This is a genomic window from Streptomyces sp. NPDC046349, from assembly GCF_055587885.1.
Genome location: NZ_JBVJFK010000006.1, coordinates 295,376 through 317,104 on the forward strand (window position 1 = coordinate 295,376; position 21,729 = coordinate 317,104).

At 73.1% G+C, this 21,729-nt stretch carries 22 protein-coding genes; 9 read left to right on the top strand and 13 right to left on the bottom strand.

Features of this window, described 5'->3' with window-relative positions; genetic code table 11:
• Positions 1-152: 152 nt before the first annotated feature.
• Positions 153-1,832: a glycoside hydrolase family 26 protein gene (locus ACZ6JS_RS16685; protein WP_469298533.1), complete on the bottom strand. Its 1,680-nt coding sequence runs from the start codon at positions 1,830-1,832 to the stop codon at positions 153-155.
• Positions 1,833-2,126: 294 nt separating this feature from the next.
• Between ACZ6JS_RS16685 and ACZ6JS_RS16690 the strand changes: the two genes are divergently transcribed.
• From ACZ6JS_RS16690 to ACZ6JS_RS16710, 5 genes are all read left to right on the top strand, one after another.
• Positions 2,127-3,392: a carboxylate--amine ligase gene (locus ACZ6JS_RS16690; protein ID WP_469298535.1), complete on the top strand. Its 1,266-nt coding sequence runs from the start codon at positions 2,127-2,129 to the stop codon at positions 3,390-3,392.
• A gap of 64 nt (positions 3,393-3,456) precedes the next feature.
• Positions 3,457-4,770, top strand: coding sequence for an NAD(P)-binding domain-containing protein (locus ACZ6JS_RS16695; protein ID WP_469298787.1), 1,314 nt, complete (start codon positions 3,457-3,459; stop codon positions 4,768-4,770).
• A 13-nt stretch (positions 4,771-4,783) separates the two neighbouring features.
• Positions 4,784-5,059 carry a hypothetical protein gene (locus tag ACZ6JS_RS16700; RefSeq protein WP_469298537.1) on the top strand — a complete coding sequence of 92 codons (276 nt, stop codon included), beginning with the start codon at positions 4,784-4,786 and terminating at the stop codon, positions 5,057-5,059.
• Positions 5,060-5,071: 12 nt separating this feature from the next.
• Positions 5,072-7,159, top strand: coding sequence for a SpoIIE family protein phosphatase (locus tag ACZ6JS_RS16705; protein WP_469298538.1), 2,088 nt, complete (start codon positions 5,072-5,074; stop codon positions 7,157-7,159).
• 71 nt (positions 7,160-7,230) lie between these two features.
• Complete coding sequence (locus tag ACZ6JS_RS16710) at positions 7,231-7,404, top strand: hypothetical protein (protein WP_469298540.1); 174 nt, start codon at positions 7,231-7,233, stop codon at positions 7,402-7,404.
• A 37-nt stretch (positions 7,405-7,441) separates the two neighbouring features.
• Here ACZ6JS_RS16710 and ACZ6JS_RS16715 read toward each other — a convergent pair whose 3' ends face one another.
• Positions 7,442-7,879 (bottom strand): DUF6299 family protein, encoded by a 438-nt coding sequence (locus ACZ6JS_RS16715; protein WP_469298542.1) that lies wholly within the window; start codon positions 7,877-7,879, stop codon positions 7,442-7,444.
• A gap of 155 nt (positions 7,880-8,034) precedes the next feature.
• Here ACZ6JS_RS16715 and ACZ6JS_RS16720 point away from each other — a divergent pair, with 155 nt between their 5' ends.
• Both ACZ6JS_RS16720 and ACZ6JS_RS16725 read left to right on the top strand, forming a co-directional pair.
• Positions 8,035-8,619 (top strand): DUF4352 domain-containing protein, encoded by a 585-nt coding sequence (locus ACZ6JS_RS16720; RefSeq protein ID WP_469298544.1) that lies wholly within the window; start codon positions 8,035-8,037, stop codon positions 8,617-8,619.
• 57 nt (positions 8,620-8,676) lie between these two features.
• Positions 8,677-9,171, top strand: a complete 495-nt coding sequence (locus tag ACZ6JS_RS16725; RefSeq protein ID WP_469298546.1) for a DUF5949 family protein — start codon at positions 8,677-8,679, stop codon at positions 9,169-9,171.
• Positions 9,172-9,304: 133 nt separating this feature from the next.
• Here ACZ6JS_RS16725 and ACZ6JS_RS16730 read toward each other — a convergent pair whose 3' ends face one another.
• From ACZ6JS_RS16730 to ACZ6JS_RS16750, 5 genes are all read right to left on the bottom strand, one after another.
• Positions 9,305-10,552 carry a cytochrome P450 gene (locus tag ACZ6JS_RS16730; protein ID WP_469298547.1) on the bottom strand — a complete coding sequence of 416 codons (1,248 nt, stop codon included), beginning with the start codon at positions 10,550-10,552 and terminating at the stop codon, positions 9,305-9,307.
• A gap of 145 nt (positions 10,553-10,697) precedes the next feature.
• The gene (locus tag ACZ6JS_RS16735) at positions 10,698-11,855 is read right to left on the bottom strand and encodes a low temperature requirement protein A (protein ID WP_469298549.1); all 1,158 of its coding nucleotides are present in this window, start codon (positions 11,853-11,855) and stop codon (positions 10,698-10,700) included.
• 301 nt (positions 11,856-12,156) lie between these two features.
• Positions 12,157-12,948, bottom strand: a complete 792-nt coding sequence (locus ACZ6JS_RS16740; protein ID WP_469298551.1) for an ABC transporter permease — start codon at positions 12,946-12,948, stop codon at positions 12,157-12,159.
• Positions 12,945-13,901, bottom strand: a complete 957-nt coding sequence (locus ACZ6JS_RS16745; protein WP_469298553.1) for an ATP-binding cassette domain-containing protein — start codon at positions 13,899-13,901, stop codon at positions 12,945-12,947. Before ACZ6JS_RS16745 ends, ACZ6JS_RS16740 begins: the two co-directional genes overlap by 4 nt.
• A 55-nt stretch (positions 13,902-13,956) precedes the next feature.
• A complete protein-coding gene (locus ACZ6JS_RS16750) occupies positions 13,957-14,625 on the bottom strand; it encodes a DUF4097 family beta strand repeat-containing protein (protein WP_469298555.1) in 669 nt (222 codons plus the stop codon).
• Positions 14,626-14,868: 243 nt separating this feature from the next.
• Here ACZ6JS_RS16750 and ACZ6JS_RS16755 point away from each other — a divergent pair, with 243 nt between their 5' ends.
• On the top strand, positions 14,869-15,615 hold the full coding sequence (locus ACZ6JS_RS16755; RefSeq protein ID WP_469298557.1) for a helix-turn-helix domain-containing protein: 747 nt from the start codon (positions 14,869-14,871) through the stop codon (positions 15,613-15,615).
• A 562-nt stretch (positions 15,616-16,177) separates the two neighbouring features.
• The gene (locus tag ACZ6JS_RS16760) at positions 16,178-16,390 is read left to right on the top strand and encodes a hypothetical protein (protein ID WP_469298558.1); all 213 of its coding nucleotides are present in this window, start codon (positions 16,178-16,180) and stop codon (positions 16,388-16,390) included.
• A 22-nt stretch (positions 16,391-16,412) separates the two neighbouring features.
• On the opposite strand, the gene mscL is transcribed toward ACZ6JS_RS16760, so the two are convergent.
• The 6 genes from mscL to ACZ6JS_RS16790 all read right to left on the bottom strand — a co-directional run bounded on the left by mscL (position 16,413) and on the right by ACZ6JS_RS16790 (position 21,559).
• Positions 16,413-16,913, bottom strand: coding sequence for a large conductance mechanosensitive channel protein MscL (mscL, locus tag ACZ6JS_RS16765; protein WP_469298788.1), 501 nt, complete (start codon positions 16,911-16,913; stop codon positions 16,413-16,415).
• A gap of 123 nt (positions 16,914-17,036) precedes the next feature.
• On the bottom strand, positions 17,037-17,372 hold the full coding sequence (locus ACZ6JS_RS16770; RefSeq protein WP_469298559.1) for a hypothetical protein: 336 nt from the start codon (positions 17,370-17,372) through the stop codon (positions 17,037-17,039).
• A 348-nt stretch (positions 17,373-17,720) separates the two neighbouring features.
• On the bottom strand, positions 17,721-18,569 hold the full coding sequence (pyrF, locus tag ACZ6JS_RS16775; RefSeq protein ID WP_469298561.1) for an orotidine-5'-phosphate decarboxylase: 849 nt from the start codon (positions 18,567-18,569) through the stop codon (positions 17,721-17,723).
• Between the two features lie 314 nt (positions 18,570-18,883).
• Positions 18,884-19,717 carry an S-methyl-5'-thioadenosine phosphorylase gene (locus ACZ6JS_RS16780; RefSeq protein WP_469298563.1) on the bottom strand — a complete coding sequence of 278 codons (834 nt, stop codon included), beginning with the start codon at positions 19,715-19,717 and terminating at the stop codon, positions 18,884-18,886.
• Between the two features lie 74 nt (positions 19,718-19,791).
• A complete protein-coding gene (locus ACZ6JS_RS16785) occupies positions 19,792-20,109 on the bottom strand; it encodes an FmdB family zinc ribbon protein (protein ID WP_469298565.1) in 318 nt (105 codons plus the stop codon).
• Between the two features lie 67 nt (positions 20,110-20,176).
• Positions 20,177-21,559 (bottom strand): MFS transporter, encoded by a 1,383-nt coding sequence (locus ACZ6JS_RS16790; RefSeq protein ID WP_469298566.1) that lies wholly within the window; start codon positions 21,557-21,559, stop codon positions 20,177-20,179.
• Positions 21,560-21,729 lie beyond the last annotated feature (170 nt).

Genomic DNA, 21,729 nt, shown 5'->3' on the forward strand with positions numbered 1-21,729 from the left:
CCATTCCGATCGGGCCGGATCAGGGAGCGGCGTCCGGTGCCGCGCACCGCAGGGCGGAGGAGGAAGTCCCCGCGGAGCATCGGCGACCGGCGACGACGCGGCGGGGCGCGGCACCGGACGCCCCGGGCCCGGCAACATCCGGAAGCGAGGTCCTAGAAGGGCCAGAAGCCGGAGTCGTCGCCCAGGTCGAGCTTGATGCAGACCGACTGCTTGCCGACGAGCTTGGACAGCCACTCGCCGAAGTTGATCGGTACGCACCACTGCCTGCTGTTGAGGGGCGGCTGCTGCGGCTGCGGCAGGGGCTTGGCCGGTGTGGGCTCGGGCCTGGGTACGGCCGGGTCCGGCGTGACGGGCGCCGTCACCACGGGCGAGGGGGTCACGGGCGAGGGCTTCGGCACTTCGGGGCTGGGGGTGACGGGCTCGGGGACCTCGGGGCTCGGCTCCAGCGGGCTGGAGCTGGGGCTCGGGCTCGGGCTGACGGGTGCCGGGACCTCGGGGCTCGGGCTGACGGGGGACGGCACGAGCGGGCTCGGGGCCACCGGAGTCGGCACCTCGGGGCTCGGGGGGACCGGGCTGGGGGCGACGGGGCTCGTTTCCACCGGCGAGGGCTCGGTGACCTGCGGCGTGGGGGCCTGCGGGGTCGGGACCTGCGGCGTGGGGACTTGCGGAGTGGGAACCTGCGGCGTGGGAACGGCCGGTGTGGGGACCTGCGGCGTGGGAACGGCCGGTGTGGGGACCTGCGGCGTGGGAACGGCCGGCGTGGGCGCGACCGGAGTGGGCACCACGGGGGTCGGCACCACAGGAGTCGGCACCACGGGCGTCGGCACGACCGGCGTCGGGACCACCGGGCCGGGCGCCTCGGGGGTCAGCGCGTCCCGGAACACCTTCGTGGACTCGGGGTTCTGCTTGCACTGCCACACGCCGTGCGGACAGTAGTCGGTGATGGTGTGGTAGAGCGGCTTGTGCTGCGCGATCCACTGCAGCATGCGCCGCACGTACTCCGGGTTGTCGCCGCGCCGGAACAGGCCCCACTCCGGGTAGGAGATCGCTTTGCGGTGTGCCCGCGCGAAGTCGACGTGCTGCTGGAGCCCGTACGGCTGGGAGATCTGGTCGTCGAAGGTCTGTCCGGGCCCCTGGTCGTAGGAATCCATCCCGACGATGTCGACGTAGTCGTCGCCCGGGTAGCACTTCGTCCAGCCGATCGCGTCCGTGCCCCGGTTCGGGGCGAAGTCGAACTTGAACTTCTGACCGGGCACGGCGCGCATCACGCTGACGATGCGCCGCCAGTACACCTTCCAGTTCGCCGGATCGGGGCGGCAGCGGTGGGTGTAGGTGACGCCGTTCATCTCCCAGCCGAGCACGATCACGGTGTCCGGCACGCCCAGCGACACGAGCCGTTCGGCCAGCCTGCGGAAGTGCTCGTCGTACTGGCCCTGCGCGCCCGCCCGGATCAGCCGGGCCACCTGCCGGTCGGGCACCCCCTCCTCGTTGCGCGCCTGCATGGGCACGTTGAGGACGAACATCCGGTCGGCGTCGGCGAGGCGCCACCGCGCCCAGTCCTCCAGGAAGGAGACCCGGCCTTCGATGCCGGCCCACTGGTCGCCGGGGAGATAGGTGTGGCCGACCCGGATCTCCCTGCCGCCGAGCCAGCGCGAGAGGTGCGGGATGCGGGCCACCCCGCCGGGGCCGTAGTCGAGATAGGCACCCATGGCGGCGGCGGAGTCCTCGGTCCGGTTCTCGTCCGGCGCGGCGAGGGCGGCCCCGGTGGCGAGCAGTCCGGCCGTGACCGTACCGATGCAGGTGCTCGCCAGTCGGCGGCGTGGTGTGGGCATGGCGTCTCCCGAGCTTTCCTGAATCGGTGTGCTTGCCCAAGACGTTAGGCATCAGATCCGACGAATGGCCTGTTCGGTGCCTGCCGCGTAGGCCATTAGCAGCTGCACACCACCCCCGCTTGGTCCGACTAGGTGAAAGACACCGTTGCCATGCACGCGTTCGCCAACCATGTGCCCGCCGTTGTGCTCAGACTCGACCGCAATCCGTTCCACCACGGAACCCTCGGCGCCGTCAGATCCCTTGGCCGCAAGGGCGTGGAGGTCCATGCCGTCGTCGAAGCCGGGGGAGGTCCCATGGGGCGTTCGCGGTACCTGCGCGCCGTGCATCCCGGTCCGGCCGGCGGGCTGGACCCGGAGGCGCCCCAGGCCCTGCTGGAGTGTCTGGCCGGGGTCTCGGAGCTGATCGGCCGCCCGGCCGTGCTCATCGCGATGGACGACCTGAGCGCCATCGCCGTGGCCCGGGTCGCCCCGATGCTCCGCGAGCGTTTCCGGATCCCCCACCAGCCCGACAACCTGCCCGCCCGGGTGGCCGACAAGGCCGAGCTGTCGCGGCTCTGCGCACGGTGGGACGTCCCGCACCCGGAGACCGTGGTCCCGGCGAGCGGGGCCGAGGCGGCGGAGGCGGCCTGGCGGCTGGGCCTGCCGGTGGTGGCCAAGTGGAGCCGGCCCTGGCTGCTGCCCGCCCGGGCGGACGGCCTGCGCAGCACCACGCTCGTGCGCACCACCGCCGAGGCGCGCCGGCTGTACGAGCGCTCCGCGGAGGCGGGGAGCCGGCTGCTGCTCCAGCGGTTCCTGCCGGCGGGTCCGGACACCGACTGGTTCTTCCACGGCGCCTTCACCCGCGGCGGGCGCCCGCTGCTCGCCGGCTCGGGCCGCAAGGAGCTGTCCTGGCCGGTGCGCACCGGGCTGACGGCGGTGGGGCGCTGGCTGCCGGACCCGGCCGTGGAGGAGGCGTCGCTGCGGCTCGCCGAACGCCTCGGCTACCAGGGGATCCTGGATCTGGACTTCCGCCGGGACGAGCGCGGGGTCTTCCGGCTGGTGGACTTCAACCCCCGCCCGGGCGCGCAGTTCAGGCTGTTCGCGGACACCACTGGACTGGACGTGGTCCAGGCGATGTACCTGGATCTGACGGGCCAACCGGTGCCGCAGCCCTCGGGCGGCGCGGGCCGCGTCTTCGTCGCGGAGAACTACGCGCTGCTGGCGGCGGTGCGGGGCCGTTCGCTGCCGTGCCGCCGCCCGGCGGCCGACACCGCGCCCCCGAAGCCGGGACCGGCGGGGGAGCGGGGTCGGGGTGCCGAGCGGGGGCAGGTCGAGGCCGCCTGGTTCGCGTCGGACGACCTCCGGCCGTTCCTGGCCATGCTCGCGGCGTTCCTGGGACGCGGCGCGGCCAAGGGGGTACGGGTCCTGCGCGGTGTCCCGGCGCAGGGCCGCCGCACCGCGCGCGCGGTCGTCCGTGCGCCCCGGCAGCGCGGGCGGGAGCGGCCGGGCGTGACCTCCGAGGCCTCCCGCCCCCTCCCGCCGGAGGCTTCGGCCGAGCCGGACGAACTGGTGACCCGTTGAGGGGGCCCGGACCGGCCGGGGCCGGGCAGGTAACCATGGTGCCGAAGGAGCGGGCGTGACGCGGATCGACGACCTCGTGGTGATCGGCGCGGGCCCGTACGGGCTGTCGATCGCCGCCCACGCGGCCGGCGCGGGCCTGGGGGTACGGCTGCTGGGGCGGCCCATGGCCTCGTGGCGCGACCACATGCCCGAGGGCATGTACCTGAAGTCGGAGCCCTGGTCCTCCAACCTGTCCGCGCCGGACGGGCGGCACACGCTGGCCGAGTACTGCGCCTCCCTCGGAACTGTCGCGGAACACGGCACTCCGCTGCCCATCGGCACGTTCAGCGCGTACGGGATGTGGTTCGCCCGGCACGCCGGGCCGCAGGTGGAGGAGGTGACCGTCACGGAGGTGACCCCGCAGGGCGACGGCTTCCTCGTCCGCACCGCCGAGGGGCCGCCCCTGCTCGCCCGGACGGTCGCCGTCGCGGTCGGGGTGATGCCCTTCACCCAGTACCCCGAGGCGCTGAGGGACCTCCCGCCCACCCACTGTTCGCACAGCAGCGGCCACCGGGACCTGTCCGGCTTCGCAGGCCGCGAGGTCGCCGTGCTCGGGGCCGGGCAGGCGGCCCTGGAGACAGCCGCCCTGCTGGCCGAGCAGGGCGCCAGGCCCTGCCTGGTGGCCAGGCGCTCCCGGCTGAACTGGAACACCGTCCCGCAGCCGTTGAGCCGGCCCCCGCTGCGCGCCCTGCGCGACCCGCACAGCGGCCTCGGCACGGGCTGGCGCAGCTGGGCATGGTCGGAGCTGCCCTGGGCGGTGCGCCGGCTGCCCGCGCACACCCGGGAACGGATCGCGGCGACCGCGCTGGGACCGGCCGGCGCCTGGTGGCTGCGGGACCGCTTCGAGCGGCGCGTGCCGGCGCTGCTCGGGCACCGGTTGCACCGGGCGGTGGCGGCGGGCGAGCGGACTCGTCTCGGGCTGACCACACCCGCGGGTGAATCGGTGGTCCTGGACGTCGCCCACGTCATCGCGGCCACCGGCTTCGCCCCCGATCTCGCCCGGCTCGGCATGCTCGACGCGGGGCTGCGCGCCGCGCTGAGGACGGTGGGCAAGGGCAGGGCCCCGGAACTGGGCCCCGGCTTCGAGTCCTCGTGGCCCGGACTGTTCTTCGCGGGCCTGCTGGCGGCTCCCTCATTCGGCCCTTCCATGCGATTCGTGCACGGCGCGGGCTTCACGGCGGGGAGACTGGTGAGAGGAGTCCGCAAGCGCCTCGGTGCCGGGGGTCCGCGGCCGGGCTCCTCCGGTGCCGCCCGGCTTGTCCGGGCTGCTTCCCCCGGGCCCGGCCCGGGGGCACCCCCAGGGCATCCGAAGACGCACCTGCGGCGAGATCCGCGGTGAGAAGGGGTCCGTGATGAGCACGGAGCGAGCGCAGGGCCGCGGCTGGGTACGCATTCCCGCCAGCCGCGGCGAACAGTCCGCCACGACCGCCGGGCACGACCGGCCCGCGTACCCAGGACCGCACGCCGGCCCGTACACGGGTCCGTACGCGACGGCCGCCGCCACCGACCCGGCCACGATCTACCTCTCCGTCGTCCAGCGCTGGCGGGAAGCCGGGCGCACCCTTCCGGGCCATCCCGACGAGGAATGGGAGCGGCTGATCTCCCAGCCGTGCTGGCCCGGCCGTTAGGGGGTGCGGACGGTGGCAGCTGCGGAGCGCGACCAACCCGGGCCGGACCGGCGGACCCCCGTGACCGACGCCGGGGAGCGGCTCGCGCTGAACGGCATGGGCAGCTTCGAGTGGGACCTGGGCACGGGGACGGTGGCGCTGGACGCGGCCGCCATGGCCGTGTTCGACCTGGAGCCCGAGGAGTACGACGGCACCGCGGAGGGCGCCGCGCTGCGCGTGCGGCCCGAGGACGCGGCCCGGCTGCGCGACACCATCGCCGGAGTCCTGGCGGAGGGCGGGGAGACGTTCGGCGCGTACTTCACGGTGCACCGGCGCGACGGCCGCGACCAGTGGACGCACACCACGGGCCGGGTGGTGCGGGACGCCGTGGGGCAGGCGCTGCACATCGCCGGGATCGTCCGGGACGCGGCGGCGGAGCTGGCCCACGCGACGCTGCTGCGCAAGCTGGAGGCGGCGCGCGCCCAGCAGACGACGATCGTGCAGCGGACCACCGAGGCCCTGTCGCGGGCCGTGACGGTCGACGACGTCACGGCCGCGCTGACCGGCGCGGGCGCGCTGGAGCGGCTCGGGGCGGACGGCCTGGCCCTGGGGCTGGTCGAGGGCGGCACGATGAAGATCATCGCACTGAGCGGGGAGTCGCTGGAGATCCTCAGTGAGCGCCGGTTCACTCGGATGGACGGCTCGCTGCCGCTCTCGCACGCCGTGCTGACCAGGCAGGCACGTTTCGTCACCTCGCTCGCCGAACTCGGCGGCGAGTTCCCGCTCCTCGCGGACTACCTGAACCGCATCCGCTTCGACGCCGCCGCCTACCTGCCGCTGATCGCCCAGGCCAAGGCCATCGGCGGGCTGGTCCTCTTCTACCGGCACCGCGAGGAGTTCAGCCCGGAGGAGCGCAACCTGTGCCTGGGCCTGGCGGGCATCGTGGCCCAGTCACTCCAGCGGGCCCTCCTCTTCGACCAGGAGCGGGAGTTCGCGACGGGCCTGCAGGCGGCCATGCTGCCGCGCCGGATCCCGGAGATCTCCGGCGGGGAGATCGCGGTCCGCTACCACGCCGCGTGGAGCGGGCGGGAGGTCGGCGGGGACTGGTACGACGTGATCGCGCTGCCCCGCAGCCGGGTCGGCATCGTGGTGGGCGACGTACAGGGCCACGACACGCACGCGGCGGCCATCATGGGCCAGCTGCGGATCGCGCTGCGGGCGTACGCGGGGGAGGGCCACCCGCCCTCCACCGTGCTGGCCCGGGCCTCGCGCTTCCTCGCCGAGCTGGACACCGAGCGCTTCGCGACCTGCATGTACGCGCAGGTGGATCTGGAGACGGGCGGCGTACGCGCGGTCCGCGCGGGCCACCTCGGACCGCTGATCCGCCACACGGACGGGCGAACGGGCTGGCCCAACGTGCGGGGAGGCCTGCCCCTGGGGCTGGCCTCGGCCTTCGAGCAGGAGGAGTTCCCCGAGACCCAGCTCGACCTGGTCCCCGGCGAGACGCTCGTGCTGTGCACCGACGGCCTCGTGGAGGAGCCCGGTACGACCATCACCGCGGGCATGGACGCCCTCGCCCACGCGGTGCGCAGCGGCCCCCAGGGCGCCGGGGCGCTCGCCGACCACCTCTCGGACCGGCTGTGGGAGCGCTGGGGCTCCGGGGACGACGTGGCGCTGCTGGTGCTGCGCAGGGCTCCCGACCCCGGCACCCACCGGGCGCCGCGCATCCACCAGTACATCCACCAGGCGGACCCGGAGGGCCTCTCGGAGGCCCGCTATGCGCTGCGGCAGGCCCTGCGCGACTGGGGTGTGCCGGAGCTCGCCGACGACGTGGAGGTGGCGGCCGGGGAGCTGCTGGTCAACGCCCTGCTGCACACCGACGGCGGGGCGGTGCTGACCATGGAGGTGCTGCCGGAGCCGGTGCGGCGGATCCGGTTGTGGGTCAAGGACCGCTCCAGCGTGTGGCCGCGCCGGCGCAGCCCGGGCGAGGCGGCCACCACGGGGCGCGGGCTGCTGCTGGTGGACGCCCTGGCCACGCACTGGGGAGTGGAGTCCCGGGGTGACGGCAAGGCCGTGTGGTGTGAGTTCGACGTCGGCGGCGGACCCCGCGGCGCGGGGTGACCGCCCGGACACGCCGAGTTGTGGCCGACAGGGGTCGGGGTGATGATGCCGACCATGGAAAGGAACGAGCTGTGCGCAGGCTGAGCAAGGGTGCCGTGACGGGCATCCTCGCCGCCCTCCTGCTGGCCGCCGGAGTGCCGACGGTCGTGAACCGGACGACGGGACGGCCGCACGCCGACCCCGGGTGCCAGGCGGTGGCCTTCATGTCGATGACCGGCGTCGCGCCCGAGTGCCGGTCCCGGTAGCGGCGGCTACCGGGAAGCGCCGCGGCCGCGCACGGGTTCAGTGCCTGTGGACCTCGACGTCCTGCCTGTCCTGGGCGACCGTGGCGACCGACCTGGGCATCAGGCCCGAGAGGCGGATCTCCTGGAGTTCCGCGGTGACCACCGCGTGGCCCGGGCGCACGTCCACCCAGCGGCCCGGGGCCGTGGCCACCCACCGGCGCTCCTTGCCGTCGCAGACGGGCTGCTCCGCGCCGATGCTCAGCCGGCCGCCGCCGTGCTCGACGGTCGCCTTGATCTGCATCGCCCCCGCGGGTGACGCCTGCTCACAGTGGTAGGACCCGGAAAGGGTGACGGTTCCGTCGCCCGCGACGTACGCGTCGTGGTGCACGGAAATACCTTGATTGAAAACGGTGGCGCCGGCCGGGGCGCAGAACAGCGTGGTGGCGGCCAGTGCGGAGAAGGCCGCGAGGGCCATTCGGCGCGGGGAGATGCGCATTCTTCCTCCAGAGGATGCGGACGGCGGTATTCCGCCGGAACGCATTGTGCTGGCAGGTAGCCGTACGCACTCGCTCCCCGCACTCGTGTCGGTGTGTGCAATTGCCTGCCCGGGCGCGTGAAACTGGCCGCAATACGTCCCCGAAGGGATCTTGCATGCGCCAGCCCGCCCTCCCCGTCCTCGCCCTCCTCCCGCTGCTGCTGTTCGGCGGCTCCGCCTGCCAGAGCGTTCCCGGGGGAGCCGCCCTCGCCCCGGCCGTGGTGCCGGCCGTCCCGGTGGACGACGGTGCTCCGGGGGGCGAGGCGGGTCCCGGCCGGCCGGGCGCGAAGGACGCCCATGTGGGTGACGCCGTACGGGTGCACGGCACGCAGGTCGGCCGTCACCTGGAAGTGCTGCTCGGCGCGTACGTGGACCCCGCGATCAGCGCCGACAAGAACTTCGCCCCGCCCGCCGGCCGGCGCTGGGTCGCTGCCTCGATGTCCTTCGTCAACGTCGGCGGCGCCTCGTACGGGGCGCTCGGACGCATGTGGGCGCACGACGGCGCGGGGCAGCGCCACGCGGTGGTGCCCACGGGTGAGCTCACGACCGGCAAACCGATCGTCTTCGATTCCCTGGAGGTCGGTGAGCGGGCAGAGGGGTGGGTGGTGTTCGAAATCCCGGAAAACGCTCGCATTGTGCGGCTCGAATACCAGGACGCGAACATCAGGGCGAATACCGGAGAGGGATTCTGGGCCGTCTAGCCCGCCCGGGTGAAAGGCCGTGAAAGGCCCGTGCCCGGGACCACTAGGGTGCGGCGCATGACTTCTACTCAAGCCGAAATCGACCGGTCCCAGCTCGGCACCCTTTCGGTGCTCGCCTGGATCGGCGACCCCTCCGAGGCGCACGACATCCCGTACCTCCTCGCCTACACCCTGGGCGACGGCCCGGGTGGCCGGGAGGCCGGCGAGGCGGCGGCCCGCGGGCTGCTGGAGGAGATCGGCCTGCCCATCGGCGACGTCGTCATGGACGGCACCCGCAACCCGGCCGGCTTCCCGGTGCAGATCCTGCTGGAGGGCAATCAGATCGCGCTCACCCTGCCCGGGATGAACGCGCAGTGCACCGCCCCCGACGAGTGGGTCGCCGCGGCGGACGAGAGCGGGCAGGCGTACTTCCTCTTCGCGACGCGGGCCTGGCCCGAGGCGGTCCCCGGGCGGCCGGTCGACGCGAAGACCCTCCAGGCCTTCGCGGGCGACGAGGAAGTCCTCACCACCAGCGCTCACTGCGTGCTGTCCGTGCGGCGCCTGCAGAAGTAGCCGCTCGCGGGCGCCCGCCCCACCCGCTCCGGCCGCCGGGCTCCCAGCCCGCCCGGTGGCCGGCCCCCGCGGGGCCTCGGCCCATGGCCTGCGCCCAGGCCTCTGCTCGGGGCCCTTCGCCCAGGGCCTTCCCTCAGGGCTGCTCGAAGGTGAACCTGAGCGAGCGGACCCGGTTGTCGAAGTTCGAGCCCGCCAGGTCAGGCAGGCCCACCGCGCGCAGCCCGACCGGCCGGGTCAGCAGCTCGCGGAAGAGTGCCTTCATCTCCACCCTGGCCAGGTGGGCTCCCAGGCAGAAGTGCGGTCCGCCGCCGCCGAAGCCCAGGTGCGGATTGGGCGAGCGCGTGATGACGAAGGCGTCGGGATCGGGGAAGACCGACTCGTCGCGGTTGGCGGAGGCGTAGTACAGGACGACCTTCTCGCCGGGCCGGAAGGTGCGGCCGCCCATGGTGTGCTCGGCGACCACGGTCCTGCGGAACTGGATGATCGGCGTCGAGTGCCGGATCATCTCGTCCACGGCGCCGTCCGCGTACTTCTCGAAGTCCGACAGCAGCAGGTCCCGCTGGTCGGGGTGGTCGGTCAGCAGGGTCAGCCCGTGGGTGATGGCGTTGCGGGTGGTCTCCACTCCGGCGACCATCAAGAGGGAGAAGAAGGCGCCGAGTTGGCGGGCCCCCAGGGCCTGGCCGTCGACGTTGGCACAAACCAGCGCCGAGATCAGGTCATCGGTGGGGTTCTTGCGGCGCTCCCGGCCGATGCCCGCCACCATCCGCTGCATCCGGGCGAGGGCGCGCAGCCCGCGGCCGGGCATCCGCAGCCGGGAGGCCAGGCCGCGCTCCACGCCGATGTTCTCCGAGGCGTGGTCGACCCGGTCGGCGATCTCGGCGCGGAAGCGCTCCGGGATGCCCATCATGTTGCAGATGACCTCCAGCGGCAGCCGGGAGGCCACCGCCGAGACGAACTCGTCCGGCCGGTCGGCCAGTACGTCGTCCACGATGCGGGCGGCCACGGCGTGGACGTCGGCCTCGGCGGCGGCCAGCAGCCGCGGGGTGAAGGCCCGCTGGACGATCTTGCGGAGCTGGGCGTGGTCCGGGCCGTCGAGGTTGACCATCGAGTCGCCGAACAGGGCGCGGACCCAGCGGGCCGGCTCGGGGGTGGTGACGCCGGGGGCGCTGGCGAAGACCTTGGGCAGCCGACTGGCCTCCTGCACGTGGGCGTGCCGGACGAGGGCCCAGTGTCCGGCCCCCTCGGGTACGTACACCGGGCCCTCGGCGGCGCGCAGGCGGGCGAAGACGGCGAGCCGGTGGGCGGGCGGCTGCTGCCAGAAGCCCGGCTCGGCCAACTCCCTGCCGGGGTCGGTGCCGTGGCGTTGCGCCGGGAGTGTCATGGCCGTGGCCTCCAGTCGGTGCGGTTCGTCCTGCTCGTCTGCGCTGGAGAACGGCGGCGGGGGTGCGGGAGTGACGGTTCGGCGGGTCCGGCCGGGCAGCCCGTGCACCGGCTGTGCCCGGCCACACCGCCCGTCGCCCCGGCCGCTACGGGGCCTCGACGCCCCGCCGTTCGGCGAGGACCACGCCGACGGTGACCGTGGCCACCGCGACGAGCCCCGCGTAGAGCACGGCGTAGGCGCCCGTCCAGGTGCAGGCGAGGGTGAGCACGGCGGCGGCCGGCAGCACCAGCTGCTGGGCGAGGCCGCGCTTGAAGTGGCGCGCGTGCAGCAGCCACACCATGAAGAGGAAGGCCGCGGCCGGGACCATGACGGAGGCGTTCGCAGAGAGCTGCGAGATGTGCGCCTTGCCGACCGCGTGCTCGACCGCCACCTCGATGCCCGCACCGATCGCCGCACCGGACGCGAAGACCAGCAGGTGGCCGTAGCCCCACGGGATGGCTTCCCGGTTGGAGGTCAGGTGCTGGTGCATGGGTACGGCGAAGTAGATCCACCACGCGGCGAACACGATCAGCAGCCCGCCCCCGGCGATGGGGAGCAGCAGGCCGAGCGCCTCCTGCTCGTCGAGTGCGGACTTCACCGCCACCGTGCTCGCCGCGATGGTCTCGCCGAGCACGATGATGGTGAACAGCCCGTACCGCTCGACGATGTGGTGGGCGTGCCATGGCGTCCGGTGCCCGCGCTCGGCGATCACCGGGACCATGAGTTCGGCCGCCACCAGCACCAGGAACAGCCAGCGCTTGGCCTCGTCGGGCGCGAAGAGCAGTCCCACCCAGCCGGCCTGGCAGATCACCAGCCCGGCCGCGTACTTCAGGGCCGCGGTGCGGGCGGCGCCGCTCTCCCCGGCTGCGGCCCGCAGCCACTGCGCGGTCAGCGCGACGCGCATGATGATGTAGCCGACGACGGCGATCGTCCAGTCGTTCTCGTCGAAGGCCTCGCTCACCCCCGCCGCGTAGACGAGGACGCCCGCGATCTGGACGAGCGTCGCGATCCGGTAGGGCACGTCGTCGCAGTCGTAGGCGGAGGCGAACCAGGTGAAGTTCATCCAGGCCCACCACACGCCGAAGAAGACGAAGAAGTAGCCGATCACCCCGGTACCGGGATGGCCCTCCGCGAGCGCGTGCACGAGCCGGGCGCCGGCCTGCGCGACCGCGACGACGAAACAGAGGTCGAAGAACAGCTCCAGCGGGGTCGATGCGCGGTGGTCCTCGTCCCGGCTGCGGGCGGTCATGGGGGTGTAGGCCATACCGGCCAGGAGACCAGGGGCCTGACGCGCCGCAGCTCAGGCGCGCTGCCCCGGATGCCGCTGTGCCCCGGGCGGACGACGCGGCCCGTACGGCCCTGACGCGCCGGGCCAACGCACTGCGGTCGGCGGGACCTTGTGTCGTCGCCCGCGGCGCCTTCTCCTCTGCCGCGGGACGGTGCCCGGACCGTACGGCGGATCCTTTGCGGGACAGGCCGGGTGCCACGGCCGGCTTCTGGCGCGCGGAAGGGGCGGCGTACCCCGACGGTGTCGGGGTACGCCGCCCCTCGTGCGGCGGGCGCGGCTACTTCGGGTCCTGGCCGAACTTCGAGGCCGACCAGCGGTAGCCGAGTACCGCGAGACCCACGCACCAGGCGATCGCGATCCAGCCGTTGTTGCCGATCTCGGTGCCGAGGAGGAGGCCGCGGAGGGTCTCGATGGCGGGGGTGAAGGGCTGGTATCGGGCGATCGGCTGGAACCAGCCCGGCATCGCCTCGATCGGGGTGAACGCGCTGGAGATCAGCGGGAGGAGGATCAGCGGCATCGCACTGTTGCTGGCGGCCTCGGCGTTCGGGCTGGCCATGCCCATGCCGACCGCGATCCAGGTGAGCGCCAGGGCGAAGAGGGCGAGGAGGCCGAAGGCCGCGAGCCATTCCAGGGCGGTGGCGTCCGCGGAGCGGAAGCCGATGGCCACGGCGACGGCGCCGACGAGGACCACGCTGGCGACCGACTGCAGCACGCTGCCCACGACGTGCCCGATGAGCACGGAGCCCCGGTGGATCGCCATCGTGCGGAAACGGGCGACGATCCCCTCGGACATGTCGGTGGCGACGGACACCGCGGCCCCGATGACGGTGGAGCCGATGGTCATCAGCAGGATGCCCGGGACGACGTAGGCGATGTACTCGGAGCGGTCGGCTCCACCGCCTCCCATGCCCGCGCTCATCACGTCGCCGAAGATGTAGACGAAGAGCAGCAGCAGCATGACCGGGGTGAGCAGCAGGTTCAGGGTCAGGGACGGATAGCGCCGGGCGTGCAGGAGGTTGCGGCGCAGCATCGTCGAGCAGTCGCGGACGGCGAGCGAGAGGGAGCTCATCGGACGTTCTCCTTGGGCTGGTGGGGGATGGCGGCGCCGCCGGTGAGGGCGAAGAAGACGTCGTCGAGGTCAGGGGTGTGCACGGTCAGCTCGTCGGCCTCGATTCCGGCGCGGTCCAGCCGGTCGAGCACGGAACGCAGGTCGTGCTGGCTGCCGTCGCAGGGGACTTGCAGGGCCAGGGCCTCGTCGTCGCGGGTGGTTCCGGGCAGGGCGAGGGCGGCCGACCGGTAGGCGGCCGGGTCGGTGAAGCGGAGCCTGACGTGCCCGCCCGGGACGAGCCGCTTCAGCTCGCCGGCGCTGCCCTCCGCGGCGATCCTTCCGTCGTGGAGCACGGCGATGCGGTCGGCGAGCTGATCGGCCTCCTCGAGGTACTGGGTGGTGAGGAAGACGGTGACGCCGCCGGTGACGAGCTCGCGGATGATCTGCCACATGGTGTGGCGGCTGCGGGGGTCGAGCCCGGTGGTCGGTTCGTCGAGGAAGATGACGCGCGGGCCGCCGACCAGGGTCATGGCGATGTCGAGGCGGCGCTTCATGCCGCCCGAGTAGGTGGCGGCGGGCTTCCTCGCGGCCTCCATCAGGTCGAAGCGCTCCAGCAGTTCGCCGGTGACGCGGCGTCCTTCCCTCCGGGACAGGTGGTGCAGGTCCGCCATGAGGAGCATGTTCTCCTCGCCGGTGATCAGCCCGTCGACGGCGGAGAACTGGCCGGTGACGCCGATCGCGGCGCGCACGGCCTGCGGGTCGGCGGCCAGGTCGTGGCCGGCCACGCGCAGTTCGCCGGCGTCGGCGGTGACCAGGGTGGAGAGGATTTTGACGGCGGTGGTCTTGCCGGCCCCGTTCGGGCCGAGCAGGGAGAAGACCGTCCCGGCCGGTACGGCCAGGTCGATGCCGTCGAGGACCGTCTTGTCGCCGTAGGACTTGCGCAGCCCGCGGGCTGCGATGGCCGGGGTGGTCATGGTGGGGGCTCCTTCGGGGGCTGCGGGTCAGAGGCTGTGGGGCAGAGGCTGTGGGTCAGAGGCTGCGCGCGGTGATGTCGCCGTAGGCGGTGGTCGCGTGGATGGCGAGGTCCGTGCCGCCGCCGGCGTTCTTGAGGGCGTTGCGGACGCGGCCGTAGGAGGTGCCGGCATCGAGGGTGGCGTCGGTGCCGCGGGCCGCACCGATGGAGATGTCACCCGCCTGCGTCCGCAGGACGACCGTGCCGTGGACGGCCTCGGTGACGTGCAGATCGCCCTTCTGGGTGCTGATCTCCGCAGGGCCGCCGAGGCGGCCGACGGTGATGTCGCCGGCCTGGAGGGTGAGGCGGGCGCTCGCGGTCTCGTCGAGCTTGACCTCGCCGTGCGCGCTGTCGAGGGTGACGTCGCCGAGCCGTCCCACGCCGCGGATCTCGGCGCTGGCGGTCCTGGCCTCGACGTGGGAGCCGGCGGGGAGCTGGAGGGTCACCTCGACGGCTCCGGAAGCTCCGAGGAGCCGGTTCTTCGGCTCCGCGGCCGTGATCCGCAGGACGCCGTCGCCGTACTGGACCGTGATCTGCTCCGCGGCCTTCACATCGCGCCCCTTGGCGACGTCGGCCGGGAGGATCTCGACGGTGGTGTCGGCGCGGTCGGCGGCGATGAACCGGATGCGTCCGGCGGGAACGTCGAGCACGGCGGCGATCGGGGCGGCGGTGGCGAACTTCTGCATGGTGCTTCTCCTTCTGCGTCAGCGGCGCCCTTGCGGCCCGCTGTTTCCGATGAAGGAAAAGCTACGTTGCATTCGCACTCTCATCAACTTATTCGTTGCGTGATATTGCCGTTAGTGCAGGTCAAGATGGGGAAATCATTGCAACGGTCTCGCGGTTAAAGCAATGGCAGGGCTCCCTTCGTTGCAATGGTATGGGGATGAACGCTATGATGGAGACCTCACAGGCGACAGAAGGAGACCGCGATGCCGGGAGGCAGGCTCACTCAGCAGGAACGCCAGCAGATCGCCTTGGGGGTGGCCGACGGCCTTGCCTACGCCGAGATCGCCAGGCGCCTGGACCGTCCGACCTCCACGGTCACCCGCGAGGTCATGCGCAACGGCGGCCCCACCGGCTATCGCGCGGACCAGGCCCACCGCGCCACCGAGCGCCGCGCCCGCCGGCGCCGGCCCGCCGAGCCCCGGGGTGCGGACCCGGCCGCCCTGCCGCACGGCCGCGACCCCGAGGCCGTGGCCGAGTACGAAGAGCAGTTCACCGCCGTGATGATGCAGTCGGGCCTGTCCAACAAGATGACAGCCCGGGTGATGGTCTGCCTCCTCACCGCCGATTCCGGCAGCATGACCGCCGCCGAGCTCGTCCGGCGCCTCCAGGTCAGCCCGGCGTCCATCTCCAAGTCGATCGCCTTCCTGGAGGGGCAGGCCCTCGTCCGCCGGGAGCGTGACGAGGGCCGCCGGGAGCGCTACGTCATCGACGAGAACCTCTGGTACCAGTCGATGGTCGCCAGCGTCCGCTCCCTCAACCAGCAGGTCGACATCGCGCGCCAGGGCGCTGGTGTCCTCGGTCCCGGCACCCCGGCCGCCGTCCGCCTGGAGAACGTCGCCCGCTTCCTGGACTTCGTCGCCGAAAGCCTCGCCCGCGCCGCCGAGCAGGCCCGCGACGTCCTCCATGTGAAGGCGCAAACCCCCTCGGACGAGGCCGGCGGCCGGAGCTGACCGAGGTTTCGTGAGTGCACCCCCACCTACGGAAAGGGCTTTCGGCCTCGACGGAGCCCGCGACTGCATCCAGCGGAACTGCACGCCCTACGGTGGTGACGATTCCTTCCTCGCCGGTCCCGCCGACCGCACCACCGGCTGCCCTGCCGTGAGCCGGGAATGGCCACGTGGCAGGCACTGGGAGGGACTTCACCCTTCACGCCACCCCCTCGCCCCCGCCCCCCACTCCGGGGCTGCCAGGAGTCGCCGAGGCCGCGGCACCCCAGCCGGCGTCTCCGGAGACGGGAGGCCGAGGGGCAGGTGCTGAGGGCCAGGGGTCGATGCGCCGGAGGCCCCGAAGCGGTCCAGGACGGCGGCGGGCGCCGTCACCGGCGCCATCGCCGCCTACGGTTCTTCTTCATCCCGGCGATGTCCGCGGCGACGGCCGTCACCAGCGCGCTGTGGCTGTCCATCGGCTTCTGCGCCACGTGCCTGACCGGGTGCGGGTGGTGCTCCGCCCGCAAGGGAGCCGAGGCGCCCCGCTGAGCGGAGCCGCCACCTGGGCCGGCCGTACCCTGGAGGCATGAGCAGCACCCCCGCCTCCGACCCGCAGCCCCCGCGCCCCGCCCCCGCGGCCCGGCCGCCCCGGCCGAAACCGCGGATCGACTTCGACGACCCGCTGGACCAGCAGTCGTCGGACGACACCGACCGGGGCTGGGGCGAGCGGCCGTCCACCGGAGGAAGCGCGGCCGACCTGGCACGCTTCCTCGACGAGAAGCCCCCGCACCACATCTGACCGGCCGGGACGGCCGGCGCGGTCAGAAGCCGTCGCGAGATCCCCCCTGGCCGCCGACACCGCCGCCGCCCGCACGCTGCGCGACCAGGTGGTCCCGGATCTCCTTGAGGACCTCCAGCTCGGTGATCTCGACGGTCTCCTGGACCCCCTCGCGGGCCTTGCGGCGGTCCTCCTGGCGCGCCAGGTACTTCGCCATCGGCAGCACCATCAGGAAGTAGACGACAGCCGCGGTGATCACGAAGGTCAGCGTGGCGTTCAGCACGGACCCCCAGAGGATCTCGACACCGGTCGGCTGACCGTCGGGGCCGACTTGGCACGGGGCCTTCAGGCAGGACTTGTAGCCGTCCAGGCTCTTCGTGCCCACCGCGCCCACCACCGGGCTGATGATCCCCTTGACCACGGAGTTCACGATGTTCGTGAACGCGGCGCCGATCACCACGGCCACCGCGAGGTCGACCACGTTGCCGCGCATCAGGAAGGCCTTGAAGCCCGCCAGCACGCTTTCCTTCTTCTTCTCGCCCATCATTGAGTCCTTCTTCACGGGAGCCAAACACGGAGCCAACGGTTCCGAAAGCTACGGCAGTCCGGGAGAGGTGTGTCCAATCGGCCGTCACTTTGAGGTGAACCGACTGATCGTGCGTACGAGTCAGCACAACGTCACCGCCAACCGCGCCGTCGCGCCCGCAGCCACCAGGTCACGCGCGGTGTCCCTCGGCACCGACAGGACGACCAGCGCCCCACCGTCCCCAACACCCCCGTCTGAAGCGGGGACTTCGGCGACCCGCGCTCCCGCCGCCACCACCCGCGGCTGCTGCGCCCGCTCCGCCGCCACCACGTCGACCCGGTCACCGGGTCGCAGCAGCCGCACCGTCGCGGCGTCCGCGATGCGCACCGGCGCCGAGACCATCCGCACCGCCGGCGGCGGCGGTTTCACCACCGGCGGCGGCGCGCCCCGGGAGGCCTGAGCCTCGGTCCCTCCCACGGCCACCGCCGCCGCGACGACGGCCAGAGCTGCCGAGGCGGCCCGCCGCCGACGCCGCACCGCCCGGCGCAGCCGCCCCGACCCCCGTCCCACGCGCAGCGGCGGGAACGGCGGGACGGGCCGCGACGGCGGACACGTGGAGGAGGTCGGCGAGGAGGACGAAGACGAGGTGGGAGGGGAGGACGAAGACGAGGGCGAAGGGGCCGCGGAAGTACGGGACATGACGAGCACCACCAAACGGAGTGAGTTCCTGTGCCCGGACCCGCCGCCCGGACACACCCCACGATCCGGCCTCCCCCCGCATCCCGCTCATGCCTGTGGACGGTCCCCAGCCTGTGGAAAACCCCATCACCCACCCGAGTGAGAAGCCCCTGTCCCCAGCGCCTCCCGGGCTGCCTCCCGGACTAGGCGCAGCGCGGCCACCGGGTCCGCCGCCCGCGCCACCGACCGGCCCACCACGACGTGCGAGGCCCCCGCTGCGAAGGCCGCCGCAGGTGTCCCCGGCCGGGCGTGCCCGCCCGCGCCTCCCTGCCCCCGCGCGCCTTCCCGGCCGTCCGCCCCGCCCTCCGCAGGCACCGCTGCCCCCGGTTGTGCGCCCGGCGGCACCGGCGGCATGCCGGGCGTCACGTCCGGCACCACCAGCGTCACGCCCGGCGTCACGATCAACGGCTCCGGCCCCAACAGCGTGCGCAGCGGCCCCGCCTCCTGCGGCGATGCGACGACCCCGTCGCACCCCGCACCCATCGCCAGCCGGGCCAGCCGCAGCGCCTGCTCCTCGGGGCCCGCCCCGACACCGACGGCGGCGAGGTCGCTCGCGGTCATGCTGGTCACCACGGTCAGCGCGAGCACCCGCAGCCGCGGGAAGTCCCGCGCCGCCTCCACCGCCGCCGCCATGATCCCCGTACCGCCCATGGCGTGCACCGTGACCATCGACGCGCCCAGCGCGCCGGCGGCCCGCACGGCGCCCGCGACCGAGTTCGGGATCTCGAAGAGCTTCAGGTCGAGGAAGACCTCGTGCCCCCGCGCGACCAGGTCCCGTGCGAGTCCCGGTCCCGCTGCGGTCAACAGCTCAAGGCCGATCTTGTAGGAGCCGCAGGAGTCGCCGAGGCGCTCCACGAGCGCTTCGGCGGACCGGCGGTCGGCGAAGTCGAGGGCGACGACGACCCTGTCGCCGCAGTCGGGGAAGTCGTTGTCCATGCCGTCATTCTCGGTGGGCGTCACCGCTTCGCCGGCACCTGGCAGGAATTCGAGAAACCCTGACCGGTCAAGCCGAAGGCGCTGTTCACGCGCGGGCGCCGGTTCTCCAGCGCGACGACCGCCGTCAGTTCGACGAAGGCCGCCCTTCCGAGCCGTGCGTTCAGCGCCGCGGCCAGCTCGTCGGCCGGCGGACGTACGAGAACAGCACGCGCGGGTTGTGCCCGTAGGCCTGGCCGGGGCCCATCACCGGGGAGGACAGGACAGCCGCCCCGGACGTGACAGCCCGGGGCGCGGCCCGGGCCGCGCCCTGCGGACTACGGGAGCGTGATGCCCAGGTCCCAGCCGTCCAGGGCGTGCGTGCACAGGCAGTCGCGGGTTGCGGTGGCGGGCAGCGCCGCCACCGCGTCGAAGAGGACCTCGCGCAGGCGGCCGACGTTCTCGCCGAACACCTTCAGCACCTCCGTGTGGGAGACGCCCTCACCGGTCTCGGCGCCCGCGTCCAGGTCCGTGACCAGTGCCATCGAGGTGTAGCAGAGCCCCAGCTCGCGGGCCAGGATCGCCTCCGGGTGACCCGTCATGCCGATCACCGACCAGCCCGCCGAGGCGTACCATCGGGACTCGGCACGCGTCGAGAAGCGCGGCCCCTCGACGACGACCATGGTGCCGCCGTCCACCGGCTCCCAGTCCCGCCCGCGGGCCGCGGCCACCGCCGCGGACCGGCCCACCGGGCAGTACGGGTCGGCGAAGGTGGTGTGCACGACGTTCGGAACCGAGCCGTCCGGCAGCGCCACCCCGTCGAAGAAGGTCTGTACGCGGCTCTGCGTACGGTCGACCAGCTGGTCGGGAACGAGCAGCGTGCCCGGCCCGTATTCAGGTCGCAGGCCGCCGACCGCACACGGGCCGAGCACCTGGCGGACACCCACCGAGCGCAGCGCCCAGAGGTTCGCCCGGTAGTTGATCTTGTGCGGCGGGACCGTGTGGCTGCGCCCGTGCCGGGGCAGGAAGGCCACCGAGCGGCCGGCCAGCTCGCCCATGTAGAGGGAGTCGCTGGGAGGCCCGTAGGGGGTCTCCACCTGGATCTCGGAGACGTCCTCCAGGAAGGAGTAGAAGCCCGAGCCGCCGATGACACCGATCTCTGCGTTCACCATGCCGCTCACCCTAACGGGGCATGCCTGAGGCCCCGCTGCCCGGTGGGGGCGTGCGGGGCCTCGGGGAAGAGCGGTCAGGCGGCCGACGTGGTGCTGCTGCTCGTGCTCGACGACGTCGAGGAGGACGAAGCGGCGGGAGCGGCTGCGGCGGTCGACGTCGAGGACGACGTCGAACTCGACGCGGGCTTCGATGCAGGGGTGCTGCTCGACGAGGCGCCACGGCTGTCGTTCCGGTAGAAACCGGAGCCCTTGAAGACGATGCCCACGGCGGAGAACACCTTCTTCAGGCGTCCGTCGCAGTTCGGGCACACGGTCAGCGCGTCATCGGTGAACTTCTGCACGGCCTCAAGGCCCTCACCGCACTCGGTGCACTGGTACTGGTAGGTCGGCACGAATTTCCTCCTGGCACTCTGACTCAATGAGTGCTAACGACGCTCCATGGTGACGTATTCCGGCGGATCAGTCCACCGTCACCGGCACGCGGTGACCCATCCCACGCTCGTTCACCCGGTTACGGGGCGTCGGTGAGGGCGTGGCCGCAGCCGTGGCCCCGGTGCGCGGCGCCACCTCGGTGCGGGCGGCGGCCTCGGCGCCGGGCGCGGACGCGTTCACGATCCGGCTCGGGGCCTTGGGGGCCAGCTTCGCGCGCAGCGCCAGCAGGGTGGCCAGCGCCAGAGCAGTGGCCGCCATCGGCACCATGAAGCCGTAACTTGACCCGTGTGCGTCGGTCAGGCGGCCCGCCAGGATCACCGCGAGGGCCTGCCCGAAGGCGATCGAGCCGGTCAGCCAGGTGAAGGCCTCGGTCCGGGCGTTCGCGGGGATCAGCTGCTCGACCATCGTGTAGCCGGTGATCAGGGCCGGGGCGATGAACAGCCCGACGACCAGGCCGAGCGCACCGAGCAGGATCATCGAGTTCGCGGCCCACAGGACGGACGCGGCGGCGGTGAGGCCGACGTAGCCCAGGATCAGCCGGCGGCGCGGGCCGATCTTCCACGCGACGGCGCCCATGGCGATGCCCGCGATCATGTTGCCGGCCGCGAAGACGCCGTAGAGCAGGCCGTTGGCGCCGGGGTTGCCGATCTCGTTGGAGAAGGCGGCGAGGGAGACCTGCATGCCGCCGAAGACGGCGCCGATCCCGAGGAAGGCGAAGATCAGGACGCGCAGGCCCGGGTGGGACAGGGCGAAGGCGCGCTTCTCCCCGGTGGCCGCCGGGGCGTGCGTCCTGGGCTGGGAGGCGCGGCGGGCCGCGAAGAGCAGACCGCCGAGCAGCGTCAGCGTGGCCTCGGTGACCAGGCCGGCCGCCGGGTGGACGCCGGTGCACAGCGCGGTCGCCAGGACCGGGCCGACGACGAAGGTGAACTCGTCGGTGACGGACTCGAAGGCGGCGGCCGTCGGCAGCAGCGGCGAGCCCTCCAGCCTGGCGGCCCAGCGCGCCCGGACCATCGGTCCGACCTGCGGCACGGAGGCGCCGGTGGGCACGGCGGCCAGCGCCAGCGCCCAGACGGGGGCGCCGGCCAGCGCGAGGGCGGCCAGGCCGCTCACGGCTGCGGCGTGCGCGAGGACCACCGGTACGAGTACGGCGCTCTGGCCGAACCGGTCGGTGAAGATCCCCATCAACGGGGCGGAGAGGGCCATCGAGATGCCGGTGACGGCGGCGACGATGCCGGCGCTGCCGTAGGAACCGGTGGTGTGCTGGACCAGCAGCAGGATGCTGATGGTCAGCATGCCGAAGGGGAGCCGGGCTGCGAAGCCGGGGAGTACGAAGCCGAGGGCGCCGGGTGTGCGCAGGAGCTGCCCGTAGCCGGGGCGGGCGGACTTGTCGGTCGTGACCGCGGATGTCACGGCCTTGCCTTTCCGCTGCCTGGTAGAACTCCCCGTCTGCGGACGGTGCCGTGCTTTGTGAGCGGTCGCACCCGTACGTGTTGGGAGCCCCGAGAGCTGTCCTCTTGCGCAGAACCGAGTGATACCTGGGCGCCCACTGCGGGAGGGTGCCACGGCCGCTTTGCGGTCGC